This is a genomic window from Psychrobacter sp. Pi2-52, from assembly GCF_904846705.1.
Classification (GTDB): Bacteria; Pseudomonadota; Gammaproteobacteria; order Pseudomonadales; family Moraxellaceae; genus Psychrobacter.
This window is the reverse complement of record NZ_CAJHBS010000010.1, coordinates 14,948-40,482: the sequence shown is the minus strand read 5'-3', so window position 1 is coordinate 40,482 and position 25,535 is coordinate 14,948. Positions and strand designations below refer to the sequence as shown.

General features: G+C 42.7%; 18 protein-coding genes. 6 read left to right on the top strand and 12 right to left on the bottom strand.

The window, feature by feature from the left end; translation table 11 throughout:
• Window positions 1-150: 150 nt before the first annotated feature.
• From JMY00_RS07165 to JMY00_RS07155, 3 genes are all read right to left on the bottom strand, one after another.
• Window positions 151-3,813 carry a YadA-like family protein gene (locus tag JMY00_RS07165; protein WP_201579637.1) on the bottom strand — a complete coding sequence of 1,221 codons (3,663 nt, stop codon included), beginning with the start codon at window positions 3,811-3,813 and terminating at the stop codon, window positions 151-153.
• Window positions 3,814-4,242: 429 nt separating this feature from the next.
• The gene (locus tag JMY00_RS07160; RefSeq protein WP_201579636.1) at window positions 4,243-5,880 is read right to left on the bottom strand and encodes an ATP-binding protein; all 1,638 of its coding nucleotides are present in this window, start codon (window positions 5,878-5,880) and stop codon (window positions 4,243-4,245) included.
• Between the two features lie 14 nt (window positions 5,881-5,894).
• The gene (locus JMY00_RS07155; protein ID WP_057759848.1) at window positions 5,895-6,581 is read right to left on the bottom strand and encodes a response regulator transcription factor; all 687 of its coding nucleotides are present in this window, start codon (window positions 6,579-6,581) and stop codon (window positions 5,895-5,897) included.
• 211 nt (window positions 6,582-6,792) lie between these two features.
• Here JMY00_RS07155 and JMY00_RS07150 point away from each other — a divergent pair, with 211 nt between their 5' ends.
• Window positions 6,793-7,305 (top strand): Spy/CpxP family protein refolding chaperone, encoded by a 513-nt coding sequence (locus JMY00_RS07150; protein WP_201579635.1) that lies wholly within the window; start codon window positions 6,793-6,795, stop codon window positions 7,303-7,305.
• Between the two features lie 133 nt (window positions 7,306-7,438).
• On the opposite strand, the gene JMY00_RS07145 is transcribed toward JMY00_RS07150, so the two are convergent.
• Together JMY00_RS07145 and JMY00_RS07140 are read right to left on the bottom strand one after the other, a co-directional pair.
• On the bottom strand, window positions 7,439-9,043 hold the full coding sequence (locus JMY00_RS07145) for a hypothetical protein (protein WP_201579634.1): 1,605 nt from the start codon (window positions 9,041-9,043) through the stop codon (window positions 7,439-7,441).
• 55 nt (window positions 9,044-9,098) lie between these two features.
• Window positions 9,099-11,285, bottom strand: a complete 2,187-nt coding sequence (locus JMY00_RS07140) for a hypothetical protein (protein ID WP_201579633.1) — start codon at window positions 11,283-11,285, stop codon at window positions 9,099-9,101.
• A 339-nt stretch (window positions 11,286-11,624) separates the two neighbouring features.
• Here JMY00_RS07140 and ggt point away from each other — a divergent pair, with 339 nt between their 5' ends.
• The gene (ggt, locus tag JMY00_RS07135) at window positions 11,625-13,583 is read left to right on the top strand and encodes a gamma-glutamyltransferase (protein WP_240990686.1); all 1,959 of its coding nucleotides are present in this window, start codon (window positions 11,625-11,627) and stop codon (window positions 13,581-13,583) included.
• 97 nt (window positions 13,584-13,680) lie between these two features.
• Here the strand turns inward: ggt and JMY00_RS07130 are convergent, their stop codons facing one another.
• Window positions 13,681-14,811 (bottom strand): restriction endonuclease, encoded by a 1,131-nt coding sequence (locus tag JMY00_RS07130; protein WP_201579632.1) that lies wholly within the window; start codon window positions 14,809-14,811, stop codon window positions 13,681-13,683.
• A 337-nt stretch (window positions 14,812-15,148) separates the two neighbouring features.
• Here JMY00_RS07130 and dnaE point away from each other — a divergent pair, with 337 nt between their 5' ends.
• The 4 genes from dnaE (at window position 15,149) to cysE (ending at window position 21,303) form a co-directional block, all read left to right on the top strand.
• Window positions 15,149-18,868, top strand: coding sequence for a DNA polymerase III subunit alpha (gene dnaE, locus JMY00_RS07125; RefSeq protein ID WP_201579631.1), 3,720 nt, complete (start codon window positions 15,149-15,151; stop codon window positions 18,866-18,868).
• A gap of 72 nt (window positions 18,869-18,940) precedes the next feature.
• Complete coding sequence (locus JMY00_RS07120) at window positions 18,941-19,321, top strand: Hpt domain-containing protein (RefSeq protein WP_201579630.1); 381 nt, start codon at window positions 18,941-18,943, stop codon at window positions 19,319-19,321.
• Window positions 19,321-20,202, top strand: coding sequence for an RNA methyltransferase (locus tag JMY00_RS07115; protein ID WP_201579629.1), 882 nt, complete (start codon window positions 19,321-19,323; stop codon window positions 20,200-20,202). The genes JMY00_RS07120 and JMY00_RS07115 overlap by 1 nt, the downstream gene beginning before the upstream one ends.
• Window positions 20,203-20,391: 189 nt before the next feature.
• Window positions 20,392-21,303, top strand: coding sequence for a serine O-acetyltransferase (gene cysE, locus JMY00_RS07110; protein WP_201579628.1), 912 nt, complete (start codon window positions 20,392-20,394; stop codon window positions 21,301-21,303).
• Between the two features lie 316 nt (window positions 21,304-21,619).
• Here the strand turns inward: cysE and JMY00_RS13615 are convergent, their stop codons facing one another.
• From JMY00_RS13615 to rarD, 6 genes are all read right to left on the bottom strand, one after another.
• Window positions 21,620-22,162, bottom strand: coding sequence for an IS630 family transposase (locus JMY00_RS13615; protein ID WP_240990685.1), 543 nt, complete (start codon window positions 22,160-22,162; stop codon window positions 21,620-21,622).
• Window positions 22,113-22,463: an IS630 transposase-related protein gene (locus JMY00_RS13610; protein WP_240990684.1), complete on the bottom strand. Its 351-nt coding sequence runs from the start codon at window positions 22,461-22,463 to the stop codon at window positions 22,113-22,115. The genes JMY00_RS13615 and JMY00_RS13610 overlap by 50 nt, the downstream gene beginning before the upstream one ends.
• A 255-nt stretch (window positions 22,464-22,718) precedes the next feature.
• Window positions 22,719-23,162 (bottom strand): hypothetical protein, encoded by a 444-nt coding sequence (locus JMY00_RS07100; RefSeq protein ID WP_201579627.1) that lies wholly within the window; start codon window positions 23,160-23,162, stop codon window positions 22,719-22,721.
• 400 nt (window positions 23,163-23,562) lie between these two features.
• Window positions 23,563-24,165: a 2-amino-4-hydroxy-6-hydroxymethyldihydropteridine diphosphokinase gene (locus JMY00_RS07095; RefSeq protein ID WP_240990683.1), complete on the bottom strand. Its 603-nt coding sequence runs from the start codon at window positions 24,163-24,165 to the stop codon at window positions 23,563-23,565.
• A complete protein-coding gene (gene folB / locus JMY00_RS07090) occupies window positions 24,086-24,523 on the bottom strand; it encodes a dihydroneopterin aldolase (RefSeq protein WP_201579626.1) in 438 nt (145 codons plus the stop codon). Before folB ends, JMY00_RS07095 begins: the two co-directional genes overlap by 80 nt.
• Before the next feature lie 42 nt (window positions 24,524-24,565).
• On the bottom strand, window positions 24,566-25,528 hold the full coding sequence (rarD, locus tag JMY00_RS07085) for an EamA family transporter RarD (RefSeq protein ID WP_201579625.1): 963 nt from the start codon (window positions 25,526-25,528) through the stop codon (window positions 24,566-24,568).
• Window positions 25,529-25,535: the final 7 nt, after the last annotated feature.

Sequence of the window (25,535 nt, the reverse complement as noted above, 5' to 3'; positions counted from 1 at the left end):
AATCGCTTGTAAGTCGTATCTTACAGACGCTTGTTATTACTCAGCAATAGCGCTACTACATTAAATACTTAAGCTCAAACCGTAAAAAAGCAAGACATTGGATGTCTTGCTTTTTTATAGTCTATCGATAACTACAGTTGAAAGGCTCTGTTAGTCAAAATGGAAACCTGCACCAACTGCACCGCCTACGTTGCCTTGAGTATCTGCCGAACCATTTACCTTAATGACCCAGCGACCGTCGTTAGATAATTTAGAGAAACCAATCGCTACAGCACTCTCTCCATTATAGGTACCAACACCGCCACCAATCAGTGACTTACCTGCGATATAAGCCTGAGGCATTGCCGACATTGCCATTGCAGCTGAGATACCTGCATTTGCATCATCTTCTACTTCGTCGATTTTGTAGCCAAGATCACTCATATTATTATTGAGTCGACTATCAAGTGCACTAAGCTGACTATAATTGACGGCGTCTGTCGCTTCGACACCATCGGCGACACCGACCATACGTTGGTTACCAGCGAATAGACCTTGGGAAGTCATACTCGGCCCATCTTGCATACTAATGCCGCTACTACTGATAACCGTAGTTCCAACCTTGACACTATTGACACTGATTTCATCATTCAGCTCAAACTTGATACTACTACCCTCTGCAGTAGTGGTGATGTTATTACCACCAGTGAAGCTTAGGACACTATCATCGCCAATTGGTTTGTTGATATTGGTTCCACTATCTGCACCGAAGTTAAGTCCTGCATCGAGCCTATCCGTGTTGGTCTTGATGTTAGTGGTATTAGTCATAATATTGCTATTGTTATTAGCAATATTAGTCACATTGGTTGCGATAGCTGTAGTATTGATTTGTACGTTTTCGTTGATTTCGATCGTGCCTTGTCTGATAGAAGCAATCGCACCATCAATATTACCTTGACCTGTTCCACCAATATCACTATTGGTGAAAGTACCACTCTCAGCATTGTAAACAGTGTCACCACCGATGATGCTACTGATACCAGTGCCTTGTGCGTAAAGCTGACTACCATTTATGGCGTCCTGACTTGTCGCCGAAACTTCCCCATTTTGAACGTTGGTAATTTTAGTATTAGCGGCATCAATACCACTTTTCGTGATGCTTGGGCCATCTGCAATGGTCAGTCCATTGTCACTAACTGTGGTATCACCAATTTTAACACTTCCACTAACGCCAAGATCTAGGTTGTTATTAAGCTCAAATGAGATATCATTGCTAGTTGCTGCCTTAGAAACAGTGATGTTGCCGTTTTTACTATTGAAGTCAACCTTGCCACCAGGCTCGACAGTGCTTTCGGTTTCACTGTCACCTTGCGCACTGATATCCCAACCTCTATTAGCATTTTCAGCACTTTCTTTAACTGCTTTTAATTGGCCATAGTTTACAGCTTCATCATCCAATGTACCATCTGCAACACCTGTAATTACCTTGCCACCATTGTTAAGACCACCGCTACTTAAGCCTACAGTGCTGTTACTAAAACTGACGCCACTAGTATTGATTACGGTAGCTCCTGCTCTTAAGCCAGTGGATGAAATAATAACGTCATTACCAAAGCTTGCACTATTAAGACCCGTTAAATTTTTAGCCAATTTAACAGTTAGAGCATTAGTGTTATTATCAGCAATAACAGCAATGTTATCATCAGATAAATCAGTGAGAATAGTATTACCACCGGAGATTTTCAAGACTTCACCAGATTTACGAGTAATCACAGAGGTGGTATCAGTATTGTCGCCGATGAAATCTAAACCTCGGCTCACTGCAGTATTGGTTTCTTCCAGCTGACCATAGTTGACCGCGTCAAATTCGGTTGACCCTGCTTTAACATTAGTAATTTTCTTACTACCAGCATCGATACCATGACTTCTCGTAATACTTGGACCACCGATAATTGTTAAACCATCCATGGTTAGAGCAGTACTAGGAATACCTAGTGGACCATTTACTATAATACCTGCACCAGTAACTGCTGTACTGCCTAGCCAATTACCTGTCAAGACACCTAGGCTATTAACAGTTGTTACAGCACCTAAACTATAAGGAATACTGCTACTACTTCCCATTTTGACACTTCCATTAGTGCCAAGGTCTACGTTCTCAGCTAACTTTACAGTTAGTGTGTTAGTACTAGCATCAGACTCTACTCCAATGTTGCCTGTAGTTAAAGCAGCAGTGGCCATTGCACCACCTTTAATATTAAGTGTCTCACCAAGCTTACGCTCTACAGGAGCTCCTCTATCACTTGCAAAGGTAATCTTGCTTTCTGATAAATTTTCAATAGATTGATTAGTAGCGTGTAGCTGACTACCATTAATAGCATCGGTACTGGCTGCACTCACCTCACCACTAGCAACATGCTTGATTTGACGCTCACGTCCTTCTGAGCCAACAGAGATCTGTGCCCCTTTATCATTTGTCGCACCAGCGTATAAATAATCCTTACTGCCAATAGTAAGCTTATCTTGGTAAGTCGCATCGGTGAGTGTGGTTGAACCCGCACCAAGTGCCACTGAACCTTTCTTGGTTGCTGAAGAACCCATACCAAAGGCAGATGATGCATCACCTAATGAGCTTGAACGGACACCTACAGCCGTAGAGAGATTGCCTTTAGAATGCGCTTTGACACCAATGGCAACAGAGGCCGCACCACCAGATTCAGTATGATTACTATAATCACCTATCGTAACAAGACCGCCTGTAGTACCTGTATAAGTGTTGAATAATGCATTAACTCCATTTACCTTTGAGGCGTCATCTAAATCATCGCCACCAATGGCGATAGATGAATGTCCTTTTGATACCGTGTTTGCACCAATAGCGATAGACTGTTGTCCACTAGCTACAGTGTTCTGACCACTCTCGCCACTACCGATAGCAATGGCTTGACCACCTATAGCACTGGCGTTGCCACCCATGGCCATAGAGTTTGATCCCTGTGCACCATCATTGTTTTCGTTACTTAACAACCCTGTGGCACCACTTTTTACACTGTAGTACTTGGTTTTATTGTCAGCGACTGCTTTGTTTAGATCACCAATATTGGCTGCATTGTAATCATCACCAACACCACTGGCCACATTTGTGATTTGGGTGCTGTTGGCATCAATGCCTGTTGATGAAACATTGATACCACCAATGTCGGCACTATCAAGACCGGTTAGGTTTTTCGCCAGTTTGATGGTTAAGGTGTTACTCATGTTATCTGCAACGACACCGATGTTGTTGTTCGATAATGCTGTGGTTGCACCGCCTTTGACGGTGAGTTTCTCACCATGATTACGTGTAATAACACCACCTGTATCGCCAGCGAATTTTAAACCAGACAAATGATTATTTCCGTTATTTCCGTTATTTCCGTTATTTCCGTTATTTCCGTTATTTCCGTTATTTCCGTTGTTCCCGTTGTTCCCGTTGTTCCCGTTGTTCCCGTTGTGACCATAACCATTGCCGTTTCCATGGGTATCGTGTCCAACTCCGTTGCCATTCCCATGGTTACTATGACCATTACCCATGGTCTGATGGTTGGTATAATAAGTGTTGTTAGAGTAGTTAAGATCTGCATTTGCCTGCATACCAAAGCCAGCAGTTAGTAGCCCAAGCGCTATAGTGCTCAGACGTAACGTATGGATAACGGATAGGTTAGACGTTGTGTTGATGGTAGCGTTAGAGCTAACGCTAGATTTGGAAGATTTGCCACGTCCCTTCGCGTATTCACCAACGGCGGTAAAACAACTTAGGGCTTCATTCCAGATGACTTTATAGATACGGTTCATGATGCGTACTCCCTTACAGACTTGTCAGATTTAAAAAATCAGAGATAAGATCCATGTCAGAGAGACGATGTGACAAAATAAAACGGGTTATAAGCTTATAATAACGAGACCTTGTTCAAATAATAGTTGCAGTAGTCTTTAAGGAATAAGACGTTCTGTTTTGTATAATCTTTATCACTCTCTGTATATATTAGTATTACCGAATATATACAGAGAGACAATGTCGTTCATCCGTGTTTTAATACCGTTCATCGGTTATATTCATATAAACGAATATAAATACTTTTAATTTTTGTCTGTTTATAATAAATTACGTCAGTTTTAAAAAGAGCCAGCTTTTATCTACTACTAAATATGCGCTTATACACATTAAAAATACATGATAAGCGCATGTTGGTTACATAAATTGTTTCTACATTATTTATCTCTTTATCTGCTAGGTAGCACTATTTGAACCACCAACCCTTGAATACCATCTTGGCGATTATGAGCATTGATATATCCTTTATGCGCCATGACTACAGCATGAACAATAGCCAATCCAAGACCATAGCCGCCAGTATCACGATGCCGAGCAGTATCGAGCCGCACAAAAGGATGAAAAATACGTTCTAAGTCCTTGTCTGCGACACCGCCGCCTTCGTCTGTTATATTAATTTGAACAGCTGGTGCCTTATTGTCCATTTGTATTGCCTTTATTTCAGCAATCACTGTCGAACCCGCTGCCGTGTGCATAAAAGCATTACGAATGACATTTTCAAGTGCACTATACAACTGCTCTGCATTACCTTGGACTGTCCAAAAGCCTTCTACATCATCTAACGCTGAGAATACAGGCGGTTGCCATTGCCAATGTACGTCTTTATGTTGAAACTCAAAGCAGACATCCTCTCCGATATTACTAATGATGTCAGATATGTCGACTGCCTCACTTTCCAAATTATCGACGGTATATTGTTGCATTTGCAGGGATTGAATATGAATGATTTGCTCAATTAGCTCATTCATTCGTGTAGATTCTTTATCGATACGGTCTAGATAACGATTGGCATTGGGCGCAAAGTCTCGAGTCAGCTCAGTCGCTACATCCAGACGAGCAAGTGGCGAACGCAGCTCATGTGAGATATCACTAAGCATTTGCTTACGTGCCAGCTCACTATCGACGAGCCTCGTTGATAGATGGGCAACGTCTTTGGCAAGTAGCCCCAACTCATCATCGCCCATCTTGGACAGTTCTGGATTGGCTTGATAATTACCATCGATCATACGGTGTACGGTATTTTGTACACGGCCAATCCGCTGGGTTAGCGTGCGACTGAGCCATATGCAGACCAGCACACTGAAGATAACGATCAATAGCAAACGTATTGGAAAATTACCGTGCTGTATCTCTACCACGTCTGAAAAACGTAGGTGCGGACGCAACTGTATGATGATTGACTGACCATCAGGTAATTCAACAGACATATCGGCCAATTCAGGACGAGTATCGATATCAGCTACTGCGGCACTACTTGCCGTTCTTGGCTTTAGGAATTCTTGCCAAAAAGATGGTTCATCTTTTGGTATCTCATTGTCGTGTTCACGCAGTCTGTCGTCAGCATTGCGGCCTTCTACACCATACGTATTATTCTCTACTCTAGGCGGTCTAGGCGACACTGGTCGCACCGGTTGTATCGCACGATCCATTAGCTGCCGACCACTTTGCAGTTGTCCTTGCGCGCGCTCATCTTTGTCACGGTAACGCGGGAATATAATAGCGCCCTGCTCATCGTAAACTCTGATTTGATTCATCAGCTGTCGGTCTTGGCGATACATCTGCCTGACAGACTCTACATTACCAGTCCGTAGTGACGCGACCATCTCTTCACGCTTGATCAATAGACTATCGATTTGCACGTCCATACGAGAGGTCAGCTCTTTTTCAGCCAGCCAGCGCTCTACCACGATAGACAATACAGAGGTGATTAGAATCGTTAGTAATAAGCTCAGAAACAGACGCCAAAACAAGGTAATGCGCACCTTAAACTTAGGTGATTTTTTGAGGGTCTCCTCAGAAGCTTTCATCGATATGTCCGTCATTACAGCACCAGTTGATAACCTTTTCCACGCACCGCTTTTATTGGTTCATCGTGGAAAGGTTGAAGTTTTTTGCGTAAGCGAGATACATGTACATCGAGGCTACGGTCGAAGGGCTGCAACTCACGCTGCAAGACATTTTCTGACAGCCATGCTTTACTGACCACCTCCCCTTTTTGTTTGAGCAAGGCCACGAGCAGATCAAACTCTGTACCCGTGACTTGTAGCGTCACCCCATCTATCTGACAGGCGCGTTGGTTTTGATCGAGATGCAAACGACTCTCTGGCAACGGAGTATGCTCTGATGCGGTCGTATTGGTACGTTTAATCACTGCATTGATACGAGCCAGCAGCTCTCGAGGGTTACAAGGTTTGGTGATATAGTCATCGGCACCAAGCTCTAGACCAATAATACGATCAATCTCCTCCCCTTTCGCCGTTAACATAATGACAGGAATATCAATAATATTTGGTAATTGGCGCAAGACACTTAATCCATCTAATTTTGGCATCATAATATCGAGTACGAGTAAATCATAAACCGTATCTTCGTGTGCTACTGCCTTGAGTCGTTGTATGACTGCTGCACCATCATGCACGCAGTCACAGCGAATGCCATGATTGTCCAAGTACTCTTGCAATAACTGAGTCAACTCTTCGTCGTCATCGCCTATCAATATATTTGGCACACTTATCTCCTTTCACTTTCGATAGTATTAATTGGTTTAATTCGTTTAGTTACCCATATTATCAGGCAAGCGCGTAGCAATTCGCTAAAAACGTTACCTTTCTTAATACTTCATAAATGTTCGTAACCTTTAACTGTCGTAATATAGCTCCTATCAACCCACTATCACCACATTAAATATAGTTACATTCCATACAACAAAGGATATCGTTATGAAAAAATTACTATTAGGCTCAGTATTAGCAGCTTCTAGCATATTTACAGTAACGGCTTGCACCAGCGTTAACGCGACTACTGATACAACGCCAACTGCACAAATGCAGAAGAACCACAAAGATGGCGCGATGAAAGGCCCAATGTCAAAGCTGGATCTAACAGCGACACAGCAAGCGCAAATCAAAGCCATCATGCAAAACAAACGTGGCGATCGCACTACTGACCGTGCAGCACATCAAGCAGAACGCGCGCAAATGGATCAGCAAATACAAGCACTGACCCATGCCAGCACTTTGAATACTGCTGCTTTGAACCGTTTGGCTGATCAACAAGCCGCAAAGCAAAAGCAACGCTTTATCGAACGTGTACAAACACAACATGCCATCGCTCAAGTGTTGACTGCTGAGCAACGTGCAAAGATGGAACAGATGAAGTCAGAAAGACAAGAAAAAGGTCGCAAGCATTCAAAAGACCGTAAAAGCCATGACAAACAGCATCAAGGTATGTAATAAGCCACTCCGGAAAAGTGTTATTGTACCCAGATGTATACGTATAAAATGAAAAAGCGCGCCGTTAATAGGTGCGCTTTTTTGACTTAAACTTATGTGATTTAATAAATATGTGACTTAAGAAATTGGTCTGTTACTCAACCGAACCAAAACGCTCTTTGACCATCGGCAACATGTTAAATACCATTTTACCTACTGCCGTGCCATTACCATCTTGGTAATATTGCAGCAGCTCTGGAGTATACTTTCGTAAATCAATGCTATTGCTATCGTTCGGCGACTGCACATTACTTGGTAGGTTAGGAAACGCCAAGTCCTTGGTGCTGATAGCAGAATACTGTTGCAACACATCTATTCTCATGCCTTTGTTGTTATTCGCTTCGCTAGTGTTATCTAACTGACGACGTAAGTGCTCCCACTTGAGTTGACCGCGTTTATCAAACCCGTACAGTTCCTGTACTTCTGTGTTGACAATGGCCTCACCTGTCGTGGCTTCCTCATTCATTTGATTTTTTATCATAGCCAGTATTTTTTGTACAACAGACTTACTGGTAAATGCCTTTGGATTTTGAATCGACTCAAACGCTGTCATCGGTTCGGGTTCTTGTACCAGCTCTGGGTATTTCTCACTGATTCGATCGTAGAAAATCTGCATATATTTCTGTTGCGACGTTTGATAATCCTCAAAGCTTTGTACTCGGCGAATGATTCGATCGCTTGGTAGCATAGCCGATAACTGGTGCGCAGGTAGTTTTGGAGACAGTGAAGCAAGTGAGTTAGGAGCAATATAATTAAACTGGCTAACAGGAGCCGCATCATAAGTCGCATCTAACGCTGCAAAGTGGCTTTTTATCACTTCACCACCAAACCCTTTAGGTAACGTACCATCATCAATGGCTATTTTTAACCACTTGTTTTGCCATTTTGTACCGAGTTTATCGTCCAACAATTCTGAGTTTAGAATTGCAAAATTATCTGCCCATAGGTAAATATCACCGTTTTTAAAATCCATATAAATAGGCTGGTTGATACTGCTGTGATGATTGCGTGCTTGATATTGCGCGCTGGCGAGCATCGTAGCCTTGCCTGCCATCGGTTGGTATATCCCTTGAGAGTCGATAGAAAGCGGCTTTAGTAGATACTCATCTAATAACTGTGCTTTCTTCCTATCTAACGGTCTTTGTTTATCCTCATAATTATCAAATAGCGCTTGATAATCTGGTGCTACTTTTACATCGCTATCGTATTGATGGTCATCCCATGCCTGATAGGCATCTACGCACTCAAAATACGACTGCCTTATGCTGTCACGCTTAGTATCGTAATCCACCGCCAAGATATCTTTGTTTTGCTGTTCTGCTTGCAGGATTAGAGCAGCGTACGCTTGATCATGTGCCTCTTCGCAGTGTTCATCCACATAGTTTGATACCGCCATTTTCTCCGTACTAGTATTAGTATTAGTATCAGCATCAGCATCTGTAAATTGTTGGTTATTACCAATTTCAAGATTGCTATGGTAGCTAAATGACTGACGACGCTGTTTTTGTAGTGCTGTTTCTAATGTATTTTTGGCAACGCTAGGCGTTTGTTTTACAGCCGCCGTGCTGGACTGGCTCAAACTGGTAGACTGGCAACCTGTTAACAACAGTGCCCCTGTCAAAAATGCGCTGGTGACTAACAGATTGTTTTTAGTCTTAAATGGCAGACGTTGTGCGATGGTGTGATGTACTGTTTTCATTTTTTATCCTTAATAGATATGAGCGTAAATGCAATGAGATAATGTCATTTGACTTCTATTTTTCATTCATATCATCTTGAGCATCGTCAACTCGGCTCTCATCAACAGCGTCTGCGCCATTGTCATTATCGTTACCATACTCATCAGTGCCATATTCATTACTGCTATAAGCACCTTCGACACCGCTATCTTGATAGTCGTAGCGTGCATAGCGAGCCGTTTGTAATCTGTCTTTTTTCTCGCGCTGCGTAGCTATCCATGCATTGCCATCGATAGGAGGCATCGCGTCTGGACCAAAAGACTCAGTAAGCAGTGGTGTCAAGGCATGACGGTTAAAGCTGGCTTTATCGTAACGCACTTGATTTAGCATGGTTGTGGTCGACCCCATCAAATCACCACCGATATTGACACGTTGCTGCTTGGCCAGCAGTCGATCTGAGCTGTCTAAGTAATAGTAGTTGATTTGATTAAAAGAGATAGGACCGATAGCTTCGATCAGCTGCAATAGCGAACCGACATCCGCGCTTTGATAGCCTTTATTGTATAATTGCGCTTTAGCAAGTGCTGTCTTTAGTGCGGCACCATCAGGATATTTATCTGGATTGGCATCTACATATTCTTGCAGTGATTTCGTCACATATTTGAGCGTCTTGCCAATTATTTCACCGCTTTGCTGACTACCAAAATAGACTTTGACTGCACGAGTCGCACCGACTTCTTTGGCAAACGCGTCACCACTGATATCTACTGCGCTAAAATGCTCAGGCGCCAGCTCAGCCATGCTGCTCTGTATCGCATTGAGCACCGCATCGTAGAGCACCGCTGGTGGCGACTGTGCCGTGACACTTTCAGGCAAACCAAAGCTCACCGTGTGCGAGGTCATCTGTGCTGGTAGTGGCGTATTCTCAGGGTTAACAAGTGCAACAATCGGCATGATGGCCGATGGATCTACTACGACACTGCTATTATTAAAATCAAATGCTAACGGTATTTGTATCGACGAGCTAATCGTTGGTGTGGCGTAATCGTAGCTATAGACGCTTTGTAGTTGGCGCTGCTTGGGACGGTATTGACTGACACTATTGAATGTTAAATGCTCATACTGATAAGCATTGGATGCAGCTATTTGCTCAGGAGTTCGGTGGAACATATCAAGTATATTGCCAATCATGCCTGTAGATGACATTGGTAGGCTGCCACGATTTACCGTCTCTGTCTTAGCTTGCTGTTTTGCCATTTGCATGGCTTCATACTTTGCAGCCATTGATTTGGGACTTAACCCTGACATCCCTGAGAGCATACCTTCAGCACCGCTACTGTATTCATCATAATTATCATAGTCCTTACTACTGTAATCATCGCTACTATAGTCATCTGCTGTATCGTAAGCATACTCGTTATCGCTGCTAGCATCACTGCTCGTAGGCTCATTCTCCCCTGCTTCAGCCAATATAGCAGCAATGGCTCTTCTCTCTGCTTCAGCTTCTGCTCTAGATTGATCATAATCACTAGGATAGTCGGACTCTATCGAACCTTTCGCGTCATCATAATCGTAGTTAATACCCTCTACCACACAGACTTCATAAGCGTCATCATCTTCGTTTTCATTGCATTTATTCGACTCTACACCTACCGCTGCTAATTCTGCTCTAGCCTCAGCTTGCGCCTCATCATCGCTACTATCATACATACCCTCAGGCTGATACGCATAGGTTTCTATAATCGTTCTGAGCAAACTACTCGATCCTGCGTCAATACTATCTGGGTCAATGAATGGTGCTGAGCGATAGTTGGCTGTGGCGACTGCGACATGCTCGGTCGCCAAGTGTTGACGAATGGCTGCTAGCAAGTGTGATTTGGCTTGGTTTTCGGTGCTTGGATACTTCTCTTGATTAAACAGCTGCTCATAACGCGCGGCTTGAGCGTTTTGACTGACAATAAAGGCTTGACCCTGACGTTGGCTCTGCGCGGTATCTGCAACACTAAAGTCCATCATGGTACTAGAAGCGCTGCTATTCGACGACAGATTGGAAGATGAGCTGGCTGCAGTTGATTGGCAACCTGCGAGTACAAGTGAAGCACTACCAACCATCAAGGCGATAGAAGTCAATTTACTGGTTGGATATAGATGACTGTTACTATTTTTACCATTATAGTTTTTATGATCAGTGTTCGATAAACAAGCAGGCGCAGTCTCAGAGTAGCGCTGTCGATTGCGGTTATTAGTATGGTGTGATGACATAGTAATCTCTTTGTATGAATAGACAGTCGATAATGAATGTACAGTGGTACCGTTATTTATATCACAAGACGTTACAATTTAGTAATGTTAGCGAATATTTTTAAAGAATTTCTTCATTCATAAATAATTTTCTCTGCATAACAGCTGTCTTATCATTAGCTTCATTTACTTGAGAATTAGCTTCATTTATTTGAAATAGAGCTGATACAGCTAAACGCTATAAAAGCGTACACCACAAAAGATAATAAACAACTTTCTACTATTTCATATTTTCGTTACTATTTAGGCTTATCTATTTCCTAGCTCTATTCTTTCCACTCGCGTAAAAAGGACTTTGCGATGTCACAGTTATTATCTCGCCACCATCGAACCGCTCAGCAGCGTAAACCGAAAACTAATACCTTACTCAAATCTAGCGCCGTGCTCATTACCAGTACGCTACTGCTATCTATATCCGCACAGGCTGTAGAGTCAACGACCTCAGTAAGTAATGCGACAGTCAACAATACATCAATCAATACCAGTGCCATAAACTTGGCTATCATGGCTGATAGTCCAACGGTACTCTCTGAAACCAAGCGCATCACGCGAGCGAAGACCAATACCCTTAACACCACATCGAACAATGCTAACAACACTAATAGTGACCAAGCCATCTATTCTGAAGACGCCATTCATCATCCAGTTTGGGCAAAAAACGGCATGGTCGCTACCCAAGAAGCGCTTGCCTCTGATATCGGCTTGCAGATTTTAAAGGATGGCGGTAATGCAGTAGATGCTGGGGTTGCAGTGGGTTTTGCCCTAGCAGTGACCTTGCCGCGCGCAGGTAATATCGGTGGTGGCGGTTTTATGATGATTTATGATGCCAAGCAAGGCAAAACAGTGGCGCTCGATTACCGTGAAAAAGCACCGAGTAGCGCCTCACGCGATATGTACCTTGATAAAGAAGGCAATGCTGTCAGCGACTTATCTCGCTATCATGGCTTGGCCATTGGCGTGCCAGGGACAGTAGCAGGACTACTAAAAGCATTAGAAGAGCATGGGACGATGAGCCGTGAGCAAGTCATGGCACCAGCGATAGCACTGGCTGAAGACGGCATAGAAGTCACCGCTGGCTTGTCCGAGTCACTCACGGCGTTGAGTGATCGCTTGCAGAAATGGCCAAGTACCAAAAAAGTGTTTTTTAAGCCTGATGGCAGCGCTTATCAGCCGGGTGAGCGTTTAAAGCAGCCTGAGCTTGCGCGTTCGTTAAAGCGGATTGCAGTACAGGGTACCGATGGGTTTTATAAGGGTGAGACCGCTCAAAAACTGGTCAAAGCAGTCAATGAAGCAGGCGGCAGCATGAGCCTGCAAGATTTGGCCAATTATCAAGCCATCGCTCGCGAACCTGTCAAAGGCGAATATCGTGGTTATGAGATTGTCTCTATGCCGCCGCCTTCCTCTGGTGGTATTCACATCGTGCAGATTTTGAATATCTTAGAAGGCTATCCGCTCAAAGACTACGGACAAAACAGCGCACAAACTATTCACTTAATGGCGGAAGCGATGCAGTTAGCGTATGCAGATCGAGCTGAGTATCTGGGAGATGCTGACTTTATCGATGTACCTGCCAGCGGCTTAACCTCACAAGCCTATGCAGATAAACTGCGTACGTTGATTGATCCCAATAAAGCCACGCCAGCATCTACCATCAAAGCGAACAATCCGCTACCTTATGAAAGCGATCAAACCACGCATTTCTCTATCGTTGATAAAGATGGCAATGCGATAGCCAACACCTATACATTAAACTTCTCTTATGGTACTGGTCTCGTTGCGGATGGCACAGGTATTCTACTCAATAATGAAATGGATGATTTCTCTGCCAAACCGGGCGTACCAAATGGCTACGGTCTACTTGGCGGCGATGCCAATGCTGTGGAAGCCAATAAGCGTCCACTATCTTCTATGAGTCCAACGCTCGTATTCAAAGACAGCAAACCTTACATCGTTACTGGTAGCCCAGGTGGTAGCCGTATCATCACGACTGTCACTCAGATTATCTCCAACGTCATCGACCATGATATGAATATCGCTGAGGCAACACATGCGCCGCGTATCCACGATCAATGGCTACCTGACGAGATTCGAGTCGAAAAAGCACTGAATATCGATACAGTGAAAAAGCTCGAATCGATGGGTCATACGGTCAGTCCAAAATCCGCGATGGGATCTACGCAATCGATCATGCTCACACCAAACGGTGTTTATGGATCGTCTGATCCACGTATTGTCGATGCAGCGGTGGTTGGTTACTAAGTTATGAATACCTGTCTCTAGTCATTATAAAGAAGCTCTACGTGTTGCTATAACTCATAGAGCTTTTCTTGTATAAATAAGTAAATACTGACCTGCTTTAATATAGCTTAATTCTTTCAAAAAAGTCATTGTCCAATAATAATTTTGGTCTGGCATTCACCTCTTTTAAACCGACTTTATGTTGCATCATTAACTCGATCAAGTTCATTTGATCAATGAGAATAAGACTGTGCGAATCAGTCGAATTAGCATAGTCTTGAGCAGGCTTAGTAAAGCTTGTGGTAGTAATAAAGATGCCATGATGATTGGTTTTTTGTGGAGGGTATGCACCTATGAAATTTCTCAAGTCGCCATTAGATATATTATTGCCATTACTATAGAGCTTGGCCTGTATATAATAATTGTGCACCTCACCATCCGGAAAGTCCTGAATAATTAGTCCATCAATACCATTATCGTTAGACCGCCCTGTATGACGAGATGTTAGATTACTTTCAGGACTTTCTATCTCCAAGGATCTCTCAATCAATTTCAAACAAAACCATTCAAACTGTAAAGGTGATAAGCTTTCAAGTTGAGCCATGATCATATCAGGCGTCACTTTGACAAAATCATTACCAACAGCAGCATCTGCATAATTATTCATAAATATAGAGGTTCGACGTTTAGTTTCGTCAATCAAATGACTAATAAGTGCGTCACCATTTTTGCCATAAGCAGCAATATTAACTTTTTGCAAATCAGCAAAAGATTTGCTATCGAAGCGTTTAAAGTTGGCAATATAATCACCATTTGGTATTCCTTCACCAATATATTGATTAAAATTATTACCCGCTAGCCAAAAATAAACTTTACCGAAAGGGTCTAAACGTATGATATTTTTAGGCGTTACTTTCTCATCGAAAGTAATAAAATTGGCAAAGTTCTGATTTAGATTAGGAATCAAACTAAATTTATCTTCCTTAACCAAGCCCATTGCAGATAAGCATACTAAGATCAAATCAATAATTTCGTCGTAGCAAGGCGAACCATCATGACATTCATGGCGTATATCGTAGTTACTCATATAGTTGATGTCTTTATGATCATTTACGATTTGCGCTAATTTCTCAAACTCTCTGTAAAATACAGTGCGCCCAATAGTATTTCGCGTACTTAAATTCTTTATAGTTTGTATTCCAGCATTTAACATGTCGCCAAATGCAGGCAGCTTAGTAATATTACTCATAGTATTATCGTCTTTTTTGATTGCGTGAATAATATAGTGAAATCGGCATAGCATTACAATTATTTAAAAACAAATGTTTATGCTAACAACTATTGAGAGAAAACGCAGCAAAATTTCATGTTAATAAATAAGAAAAACAAATCCTCTCACGCAGATTAAACCCTTTGAACCTGTGGCTGTCTGCGGCAAATAATGCTATTATTGACGACCCCATTTAAAACGTATCAATATGGCTATCGAGGTCTTATCGGCCTCTAGATATCAGTATAATTGATTGATAATCATCAGTTATTTTATCGGTAGCTTATTTCTTTGATCGTACCAGTAAGAGTCTTCTATGGCATTTGTACATCTTGGCATTCACAGCGAATATTCCATCACCGATTCTATCGTGCGTATTAAACCGCTGGTAAAAGCTGCTGCGGCTGACAATCAGCGCGCGTTGGCATTGACCGATTTGTCCAATTTATATGCCACGGTAAAGTTTTATCGTGCCTGCTTAGGTGCGGGTATCAAGCCTATCATTGGCAGTGAAGTCATCATGGATAATGAAGACACACGCCTCACCCTACTTGCGATGAATAACGAAGGGTATCAAAACATTACCCGTATTGTATCGCTTGGATTTACCGAAGGTCGTGCTGATCCTGTCAATCATGGTACGCCAGTTATCAAGCGCAGTCATATCTTAGAGCATGCAGCAGGTGTGATTGTACTGCTCACCGAAAAGTCTGACGTGGGACAAGCATTGGTCGGCTCGATGCCAGAAAAGGCTGATGAACTACTTACTGAGTGGCAGGCAAAATTTGACGATCGTTTGTACTTTGCGATCAAGCGTACTAATCGTTCAGGCGAAGATGCTTTTATTAGAGCAGCCATCCATTCAGGTGCCAAACACAACATCCCTATCATTGCGCATAATGACGTGCGTTTCTTAGAGCAAGATGATTTTGATGCTCATGAAGCTCGCGTGTGTATTGCAGGCTCTTATGTTCTTGCTGACCCAAACCGTCCGCAGACTTACTCAGATGAACAGTATCTAAAAACCCAAGCTCAGATGGAGCAATTATTTGCTGATATTCCGCAAGTAATTGATAATACCTTGCGCCTCGCTACACGCTGCAATGTCACCTTAACGCTTGGTATTAACGTCCTACCTGATTTTCCTGTGCCTGAAGGCGAGACGATTGAATCTTTTTTCCGTGCAGAGTCACAACGCGGTCTTGAGCAGCGCTTAGATAAGCTGTTTCCTGTCGAAGCACGTACGGACAATTGGAGCGATTTTCGTCAGAGATACGATGAGCGCCTCGCATATGAGTTAGATATTATTCTATCTATGGGCTTCCCTGGTTACTTCCTTATCGTCATGGACTTTATCCGCTGGGCAAAAGCCAATGGCGTGCCAGTAGGCCCTGGACGTGGTTCTGGTGCAGGTTCATTAGTCGCATACGCATTAAACATTACCGACCTTGACCCGATTCATTACGACCTACTATTCGAGCGCTTCTTGAACCCTGAGCGTGTATCGATGCCCGATTTCGATATCGACTTTTGTATCGAAGGTCGTGACCGCGTTATTGATTATGTCGCGCAAACCTATGGCCGTGATGCCGTCTCACAGATTATTACCTTTGGTACGATGGCCGCAAAAGCGGTTGTGCGAGATGTGGCACGTGTACAAAGCAAATCGTACTTTTTGGCCAACAAGATATCCAAACTGATTCCAAAAACGCCTGGCATCACACTGAGCCAAGCGCTTGAGCAAGAGCCACAGCTCAAAGACTTGATCTCTAATCCCGATAATATGGATTATGAAGATGCCATCGAGATTTGGGAGATGGCGATTAAGCTTGAAGGCGTCTGCCGAAACGTCGGTAAACATGCCGGTGGCGTATTGATTGCTCCGCACAAGATCACTGACTTTAGTGCCATTTACTGTGATGACGAAGGTCACCGCGTCAGCCAGTTTGATAAAGACGATGTAGAAGCCGTCGGTTTGGTGAAGTTTGACTTTTTGGGTCTACGCAACTTAACCGTTATCAACGCTGCGGTTGAAAATATCAATTTGCGCCGTGCAAAAGAAAACGTACCTGCCTTAGTTTTAGAAGATTTGCCGCTAGATGACAGCAAAGCCTATAAGCTGCTGCAAGATGCCAAAACCACGGCGGTCTTTCAGCTAGAAAGTATGGGTATGAAGAAATATCTTGCTAAACTGCAACCGACCAATATCGAAGATGTCATCGCCATGTGTGCGCTGTATCGTCCCGGCCCACTCGATGCAGGCATGGTAGAGATGTATATCGACCGTAAGCATGGTCGCGAGGAAGTCATTTATGACCATCCCAATCTTGAGCCGATTTTAGAGAACACCAATGGCGTTATTGTCTATCAAGAACAGGTGATGCAAATCTCACAGGTGATGGCAGGCTATAGTTTGGGCGGTGCAGATATGCTACGCCGTGCTATGGGTAAAAAGAAACCTGAAGAGATGGCAAAGCAGCGCGATATTTTTGTCACGGGTGCCACCTCACAAGGTATCGATGAAGTCACGTCAGGCGGTGTGTTTGACTTGATGGAAAAGTTCGCAGGTTACGGTTTTAACCGCTCGCATTCTGCGGCTTACGGGGTATTGGCTTATCAAACGGCTTATCTAAAGCAATACTACCCTGCCGAATTTATGGCAGCGGTCTTAACTTCAGATATGAACAACACCGACAACGTCGTGTTCTTTATCAATGACTGCCGTGAAAACTTTGGGTTAACCGTAGTCAATCCTTCGGTCAATCGTAGTGAATGGCATTTCGTCGCCGATACTCCGACCAATATCATCTATGGTCTTGGCGCAATTAAAGGCGTGGGTGAAGGCGCGGTAGAGTCTATCGTAGATGCACGTCGCACGGATGGTCCTTTTAAAGACTTATACGACTTCTGCCGCCGTGTGGATATCAAAAAAGTCAATAAACGCACACTTGAAGCGTTGGTCAGCGCTGGCTGTTTTGATGACTTTGCCGCCACGCTACGACCTGACTTGCCAGCCGACGAAGCTTACGAGATTCGCGGTGCCTTAATGAGTCAATTGCCAAGCGCCGTACAAGCCGCTGAGCAAGACCGTCAAAACCGCGAAATCGGTATGATGGATTTGTTTGGTGAAATGGACGGTGTGGTCGCAGCGCCGCCGTTAGTCATGACGCCAGAGCTGATCTGGGGTGATAAACACCGTCTAAAAGCTGAAAAGAACACCTTGGGACTGTACTTAACGGGACATCCAATCAATGAGTATTTGGATGAGTTGAAACGCTATACCTCTGGTGCGCGTCTCGACAAGTTAACCGATACTGGCTATAACGGTAGCTGTTATTTCTCGGGGCTTATTATAGATATTGCCAACTTTGGTAATCGCAACGTGATTACTTTAGATGATGGTACATCGAGACTCGAGGTCAGCTGCTACGCTGAGCGTTTTAATCGTGTCAAAGAACAGTTGAAAATCGATGAAGTCGTCATCATCAAAGGCAGCATCCGTGAGCGTGATGGACGTTTGTTTGCACGTCTTGATAGTGCCATGAGTATGGTAGATGCCAGACTACGTTGGCTCAAAAAAATCAGTATCAAAGTTCATGGTAGTGATATTAATCTGCTCACACGTCTACAACCACTACTCAAATCAGCCCAAGCTGACATTATTCCTGAGCCGCGTCTGGCATATAACCAAGAGCAAGACGAGCAAAGTAGCAGCGGTAGTAACGTCTACGACCCTGCAATGGGTGGTAGCTTGTATGATGAGAACGGTAATGACTTATTGGCATTAGAGAGCGACATGAATCATGACGCGGCCAATCAAAACGGTATGTCAGCCAGTTATGCCAATAATGCCCTGAGTAATACTGACGCTTCTATCAATGATAACTGTCTGCCACTTGGACTAAGCATTTATGAGGTCTATGGCATCGCAAATGTTGGACTGTCTGAACACTGGCGCGTTTACCCAAATGACGATAACTTGCAGACATTAAAGACTTTGGTCAGTGAAGAGAACTTACATTTTCATTACAGCTAAGACGTACATTACGTTTTAAAAATTCATTATAGTAATCTTATTGCTTTAACTTTTATAAATTGGACAACCACCATGGATGACACTACAAATAATAATATGCTCGGACAAACTGATGAAGAGATTATCAATCATGAACAGTTCGAGGACATGCGTGACCTGCTCGAAGAAGACTTTGTTGATTTGATACAAGTATATTTTGCTGATAGTAAGCAAAGAGTTGCAGCGCTGCGAATTGCCCATCAAAAAGACGATAACGCCAATGGCTTTGAAACTGCTCATGCTCTAAAAGGTGCCAGCGCCAACTTAGGTACGACTCAATTAGTCCGTCTTAGCAGCCAGTTACAAGAATACTGCCGTGAACGCCGTATCAATGAGCAAGCCGTCCTTATCGAAGAGATTGCCATTGCATTACACCGTGCTGAACAAAAAATCAATCAGAGACTGGGACAATAATGAGTAACGACGCTTCATTAGCCGTATCATCACATACAGTAAGCGACTACCTTGATTGCCTACAAGTAGTCATGGTCAATACAACTTTGCCTGCCAATATTGGTTCGGCTGCTCGTGCGATGCATACCATGGGCTTGTCTCGCTTAACGGTGGTCGATCCTAAATTACCGATTGACGAAACCAGTGTGTCTCATGCAGCGGGTGGCAGTGAATTATTATCGTCAGCTTTGATTGCACCCACTTTAGAATCTGCTATCTCTGGCTGTCAATTGGTATTTGCCGCTAGCAGTCGTAGCCGTCATATGCCGCGCCCTGTCGTGACACCTACGCAAGCTGCTAAGATTATGCTTGACTTTATCGATGCACAGGCAGCTTTAAATGCAGACGATAGTAATGCTGTTATCTCATCTGCTGCTACTGCTAACAAACCAAATATTGCTATACTATTTGGACGTGAAGACCGTGGATTGACCAATGAAGAATTGGCTTATGCTGATTATCACATTCAAATCGACGCCAATCCTGCTTACCCTGTATTAAATGTTGCATCAGCGGTGCAAGTGATCGCCAGCTTTATTTTTGCTTATGCTCAAACGCACACTCAGACAGCTGATAGTCTAGATTCGGATACAGGCACAGACGCCCAATCGACAATCAATGTGAATTTGCGTCAGCAATGGGATGAGCCTGCTATTAATCAGCAGCAGCTGCAACAGCTCACTCAGCGCACCACTGACCTTATGGTACAGCGTGGCCTAGCAAATAGCGAACATCTGAAGTCATTGCCATCACGCTTGTCTAGACTTGGGTCACGCCTACAGCTTGATCAAAAGGAATATCAGTTATTAAGCGCTTTGATTGCAAAACTATCGAAAGACTAAAACAAGCCATTGCTTATCAGCTCGCTTTTATTTGACAGCTTTTTACTATATTTTGCGGTATAAAGCTGTTATAACTTGCAGAAGCTTAGCGAAAATATATATTCCTGATTATCCGAACTTTATGACCACAGATTAGAGGCATCGCTGTTTTCGCGACGATACTCTACCGACGAATAGATAGGACGCTTTATGTCATTGCCATCCAAATTATTCAAATCACTTGTTACTATCAAAAACGATTTGAAAGAAGATATTGATGCAGTATTCACCCGAGATCCTGCGGCGCGTAATAGTCTGGAAGTGATCCTAACTTATCCGGGCATACATGCGCTTGTTTTGCATCGCGGTGCACACTGTCTTTGGAACAATGAACAGAAACTAGCCGCTCGCGTGATCTCTTACGGCTCGCGCATCATGACAGGTATCGAAATTCACCCTGCTGCTAAGATTGGTAGACGCTTTTTTATCGATCATGGTGTCGGCGTCGTCATCGGTGAGACTGCTGAGATCGGCAACGATGTGACGCTATACCATGGTGTTACTCTAGGCGGTGTGTCTTGGAATAATGGCAAGCGTCACCCAACATTAGAAGATGGTGTGACCGTTGGTGCTGGTGCAAAAGTTTTGGGACCATTTACGGTCGGTAAAAATGCCAAAATTGGCTCAAATGCAGTGGTAGTCAAACCTGTACCAGCAGGTGCTACGATGGTCGGCAGTGCCGCGCGTATGATCTCAGATCATCACGATGAAAAAGGTAATCCAATCGCGACAAAAGTACAAGATGCCAAGCAACAAGAAAAAGTTGCGCAAGCTGGTGAGAGCAACGATCAAACTAAAGATACTACCCCTACTGCCAAACGCACCAATACCTTCCGTGCTTATGGTATCGACCCTTATTCACAAGACCCTGTTGCAGAAGCTTTTGCTAAAATGCTTGAACACATCCAACAGTCAGAGAATCGCCTCGATCAACTACAGTCAGCGATGTGCGATATTGATCCTAATTTTTGCAAAAAAGAGTATGACAAACTGTGTCTAGAAGATTTAGATGTGATTGGTCGTGCTGATGTAGATGATATCAATGATGAGAAAAATCGCTAAGGCAGTCATTAAAGGTAGGCATTACTATTACCGTATAAACTGATAACAATGCTTATACGAATTGTAGAAAAGACACAATAAATTCAAGGCGGTCTTAGATAAAATCTACCATATCCGCATACATGGTAGATTGACCTGCTTGACTTCCTAGCAAATTCCAATCTTTCGAATCGTTGACTTTCATCTTAGAGTAAGCTGCACAAGCTAAGAATTTCTCTGATGAATTGATAACTTAGAAGACCTTTGTCCGTCCTGTATATCCAATATTACTCAATGTATACAACAACGATGTAATCAAAATTAGATTGTACTATAGTTAAGTCTTTATAAAATCGATACAGCCCATATCATGAAACAGTTTAGGTAGATTATTCTCCATCCATCCTTGGCGTAGAAACTTAGCCTGTGCCCATTTTTTCTCGATAGGGTCTAGATCAGGGCTGTACGGCGGCAGCCATAAAATACGATGACCATGTCTATTAAGTAGCTTTTGAATACGCTTACTCTTATGAAATCGAGCATTATCCATGACAATCACGCATTTAGTTTTAAGACTTGGGATTAGCGTGTATTTGCACCAGTGGTAGAATATGCTGCTGTTAATATTGTGTTCAAAGTAATCAAGCGCAAATAGCATTTTTTCATAGAGAGCTCCGATGACATTCGTACGTCTCGAAGCTTGCCAGTTGTAGCTATCGATACAGGGTTTACCAATCGGTGCATAGCCATGAGAACGAATGGTTTCAGCCTCAAAGCCGCTTTCATCGATATAGACAATGGGATAGCCTTGCTGAGTAAAGCGATCAAGCCTACTCTGGAATACCGCTCTTTTTATCGGACACGCTTTTGGATGTTCCAAGGTCTTTTTTTTGACTGATACCAAGACGCTTTAAAGCATTAAAGATGCCCGTTTTACTACAGTTCAAGCGACGAGCTCTTTCATAGTTATAATCATCTGGGTATCTTTTTACGTCTTCAATCAATGCGTCATCAGGTATTTTAGTCGGTGCTTTATTTCTGGTTGTTTTAGGCGCTAATTTCTTCTGCCAGCTGTGAATGGTGCTGGTGCTAAGTCCATAAAATAGCGCAGCTTCTCGTATGGTCATACCATCAGTGATGCTAGAAAGTACCTGTTTGCGATAGTCTATTGAATAAGTCATCGTTTATTTCATTAAATGCAATTGTTAATAGGGTTGTATCGGTTTTATCTGGATTAGACTATATATCTCTGTGCCTGCTCTATACCAGATATTTAACAATTTTTACTAAATAAATATACCCTGACCTCACCGCTTCTTATGAGCTTTAATTTGTCATATTGTTAAAATTAGAACAAATTATTTAGCAACCTTTCCGCACTGCCTACTTTACTAAAGCTATCAATTATTTCATTTTTAACCGTCTACGACATGTATTTAGTCCTTTTTAGTATTAGTAGTAGGCTTAAAATCGCCCAAATAATCGTAAATAAAAATCTTTCTAGTAATTAATAAATTTATATCGACATACTGAATGGGGTGGCACTTCCCTTTATTGTATTCAAGATATTGATAAAACTCGTCCCTCTGTTGACCATTCCACTTATATCCATAAGGCATATTTCCTGAAAGCATTCTATGACTCTTAACTTTATGACCATCTATGGTCAATCTTAATATCTTCATTTTACTTGTGTCGGTATAACTGCTTCGTAGATACAAACACCCTTCCTTGATATTACTTGGTTTTTCTGCTTTTCTTTCAGCAATATAACGCACACCCCAGACCTCAAAAATAAAGTATCCGAATAATAAAGTTATGATGATAAGTTTTTGATGTCCGAGATAGATGCCGCGGATTTTTTTGCTATAACTTTTCATCCTTCTCTTCTTATAATTTTTAGGTTTCATCAATAACCAAAATTGGTTTGAAATTAGCTATAACTAAACATAGTAGACCAATGCTCTTTGTTGTTGTCTTAAATGAATGTTTTTGTATATTCAGAGAACGACTTATCACAGGCAGATAAAGTAGAGTTTATTATTACTAATAAACTCGTAAATATCTTTTTCTTCGAAAAGTTCATTGGTTTTTGCATAGGTAGTAGTTTCTTGAGGATTACATCATCATTTATACTAACAATTGCCTATATAATCGCATAGTTTTTATTAGATTTTTGTCTAGGAAAATAATGGGATGAGGCAGAGTGAATGCTGAATAGCGATAGTTTTAGATGAAAAGATATAATTGTGATTAAGATACGGCCACTTACTAGCCAAATTAGAGCTTGGTTAAAATTAATTCCCTGACCCCCGCTTCTTCATGGGCTTTAAACGGATAACGATCGGCCATGACAATCCAATCAGATATCGATTTAAATGTCGAATATTTGCTTAGGCTATTTTCTATAATAGCCAATTTAATCATCAAAATATCAATATCCATCGTCACTCGTCGCACTTGATTCGGCTTAGTCTGTCGACATCTATTACAGTCCCCTTCTAGCGTTTTGAAGGTTTTCTGTAGTTGTTGTAGGCTCACAGGCGTGGTCAGTGCTAGATGGACACATTGATTGGTATAGTCAGGCTTTGGCTGTTCCAAGGTTGCAGTAAAATCAGGATTTTGAAAAGCCGTAGACAATCGCACCTCACCTAGCGCTGCCAAGCGCTGCCGAGCAAGCGGTAGATATTTGTCGGCTTGATAGTTACTACCTAGCGCTAACATTACCTCTACCACGGGCTGCACTTGCACAGTTTCAGGTGCGCATTGTGTGAACGTTCCCACATTCAAATCCACTGACGTTTTATGCATCATCAGCTTGGCTGACGTTAACTTCTTTGGCAGCTTCTTTAGTAGCTGGCTCGTTGGTTGATGCTGGCGCATAGCGCGTTATTTGCACCCCTACCGTATCCGCTTGGGCAATAGCGGTAGGCTTAGCAATGCTCAACGTTATTTTTTGACAGTCATATTTTGCAAATATCTTATCAGAGATTTGACCAGCCAAATGCTCAAGCAGCTTTGCTTGAATCTCTTTGCACCATTCGCTCACATCATCGCAGACTTCTTTATAACTCAGGGCATCGCTGACATCATCTGACACAGCAGCAGCGCTAATATCAGTCTCAAGTGCGATATCAATGAGCAACGGCTGAGTGATAGCACGCTCCCAGTCATAAACACCGATTACTGCATCGACTTTTAGACCTTTTATAAATACCACGTCAGACTGAGTATGAAACATCCTGTCATCCTTGTTTGCTAATTTTTTTCGTGTTTTTAATATTTACTTAACTGATTTTAACGCTTCTTCACGTAGGCGCGCCGCTTTTAACACTTTACTTGGACGATGGCGCCACAGGTCAATGCTGAATAATAGCAGACCTAACCAAATCAAACCAAATACTGCTAAACGATGTAAATCGAACGGTTCTTTATAATAGAACACCGCCAAAAAGAAAATGAATGTCGGCGTCAGATAGTTCATAAAGCTCAGAATACTGTATGCCACGAGCTTGGTAGATTTGTTGAATAATAAAAGTGGTATTAGCGTAATTGGACCTGCGATCATAAGTAGCCAAATGTTTGAGCTAAACCAAAAGCTCAGTTGATGACTTGCTACATCAGATTGCCAAAACCACCACAGACATAACGGTACTAGCATTGCGGTCTCGACAAACATAGCATCGACAGCAGTCAATGGCGTTTGTCGTTGAATAGTCCCGTAAGTACTAAAGCTAAATGCCAAAATCAACGATATCCACGGCAGACTACCAAGCATCACCACTTGAATGACCACAGACAGTAATGCAAAGCCAATGGCTACCCATTGCAAAGGACGCAAACGCTCTTTGAATAAAATCATGGATAGTGCAACGCCAACCAATGGCCCAATAAAATAGCCCAAACTGGCCTCAAGGATACGGTCTTGATTGACCGCCCATACATAAGTCAGCCAGTTGGTTGCGATAATCACACTGGACAATAGAGATAGTGCAATCCATCTTGGGTTTTGCTTGAGTGTTTCTATCCACCCCCAGCGTTTGGTAGCCACTAATACAATCAATAGGCAACAAAACGTCCAAACGATACGGTGACCAATGATCTCCGTTGCATCATAATCAGATAGCTGTTTGAAGTATAACGGAAATCCACCCCAAATAAAGAACGCGATAAGCGCAGTAATAATGCCGCGTCTGGTTGTGGTGATTGGGGCAACGGGTTTTTTGATGACATTTTGGGTAGTCATAATATAG

Bases quoted from the DNA above. Each gene is read 5' to 3' on its own strand.
- JMY00_RS07165 (WP_201579637.1), bottom strand. From the start codon at position 3,813: ATGAACCGTATCTATAAAGTCATCTGGAATGAAGCCCTAAGTTGTTTT.
- JMY00_RS07160 (WP_201579636.1), bottom strand. From the start codon at position 5,880: ATGAAAGCTTCTGAGGAGACCCTCAAAAAATCACCTAAGTTTAAGGTG.
- JMY00_RS07150 (WP_201579635.1), top strand. From the start codon at position 6,793: ATGAAAAAATTACTATTAGGCTCAGTATTAGCAGCTTCTAGCATATTT.
- JMY00_RS07145 (WP_201579634.1), bottom strand. From the start codon at position 9,043: ATGAAAACAGTACATCACACCATCGCACAACGTCTGCCATTTAAGACT.
- JMY00_RS07140 (WP_201579633.1), bottom strand. From the start codon at position 11,285: ATGTCATCACACCATACTAATAACCGCAATCGACAGCGCTACTCTGAG.
- ggt (WP_240990686.1), top strand. From the start codon at position 11,625: ATGTCACAGTTATTATCTCGCCACCATCGAACCGCTCAGCAGCGTAAA.
- JMY00_RS07130 (WP_201579632.1), bottom strand. From the start codon at position 14,811: ATGAGTAATATTACTAAGCTGCCTGCATTTGGCGACATGTTAAATGCT.
- dnaE (WP_201579631.1), top strand. From the start codon at position 15,149: ATGGCATTTGTACATCTTGGCATTCACAGCGAATATTCCATCACCGAT.
- JMY00_RS07120 (WP_201579630.1), top strand. From the start codon at position 18,941: ATGGATGACACTACAAATAATAATATGCTCGGACAAACTGATGAAGAG.
- JMY00_RS07115 (WP_201579629.1), top strand. From the start codon at position 19,321: ATGAGTAACGACGCTTCATTAGCCGTATCATCACATACAGTAAGCGAC.
- cysE (WP_201579628.1), top strand. From the start codon at position 20,392: ATGTCATTGCCATCCAAATTATTCAAATCACTTGTTACTATCAAAAAC.
- JMY00_RS13610 (WP_240990684.1), bottom strand. From the start codon at position 22,463: ATGACTTATTCAATAGACTATCGCAAACAGGTACTTTCTAGCATCACT.
- JMY00_RS07100 (WP_201579627.1), bottom strand. From the start codon at position 23,162: ATGAAAAGTTATAGCAAAAAAATCCGCGGCATCTATCTCGGACATCAA.
- JMY00_RS07095 (WP_240990683.1), bottom strand. From the start codon at position 24,165: ATGCGCCAGCATCAACCAACGAGCCAGCTACTAAAGAAGCTGCCAAAG.
- folB (WP_201579626.1), bottom strand. From the start codon at position 24,523: ATGTTTCATACTCAGTCTGACGTGGTATTTATAAAAGGTCTAAAAGTC.
- rarD (WP_201579625.1), bottom strand. From the start codon at position 25,528: ATGACTACCCAAAATGTCATCAAAAAACCCGTTGCCCCAATCACCACA.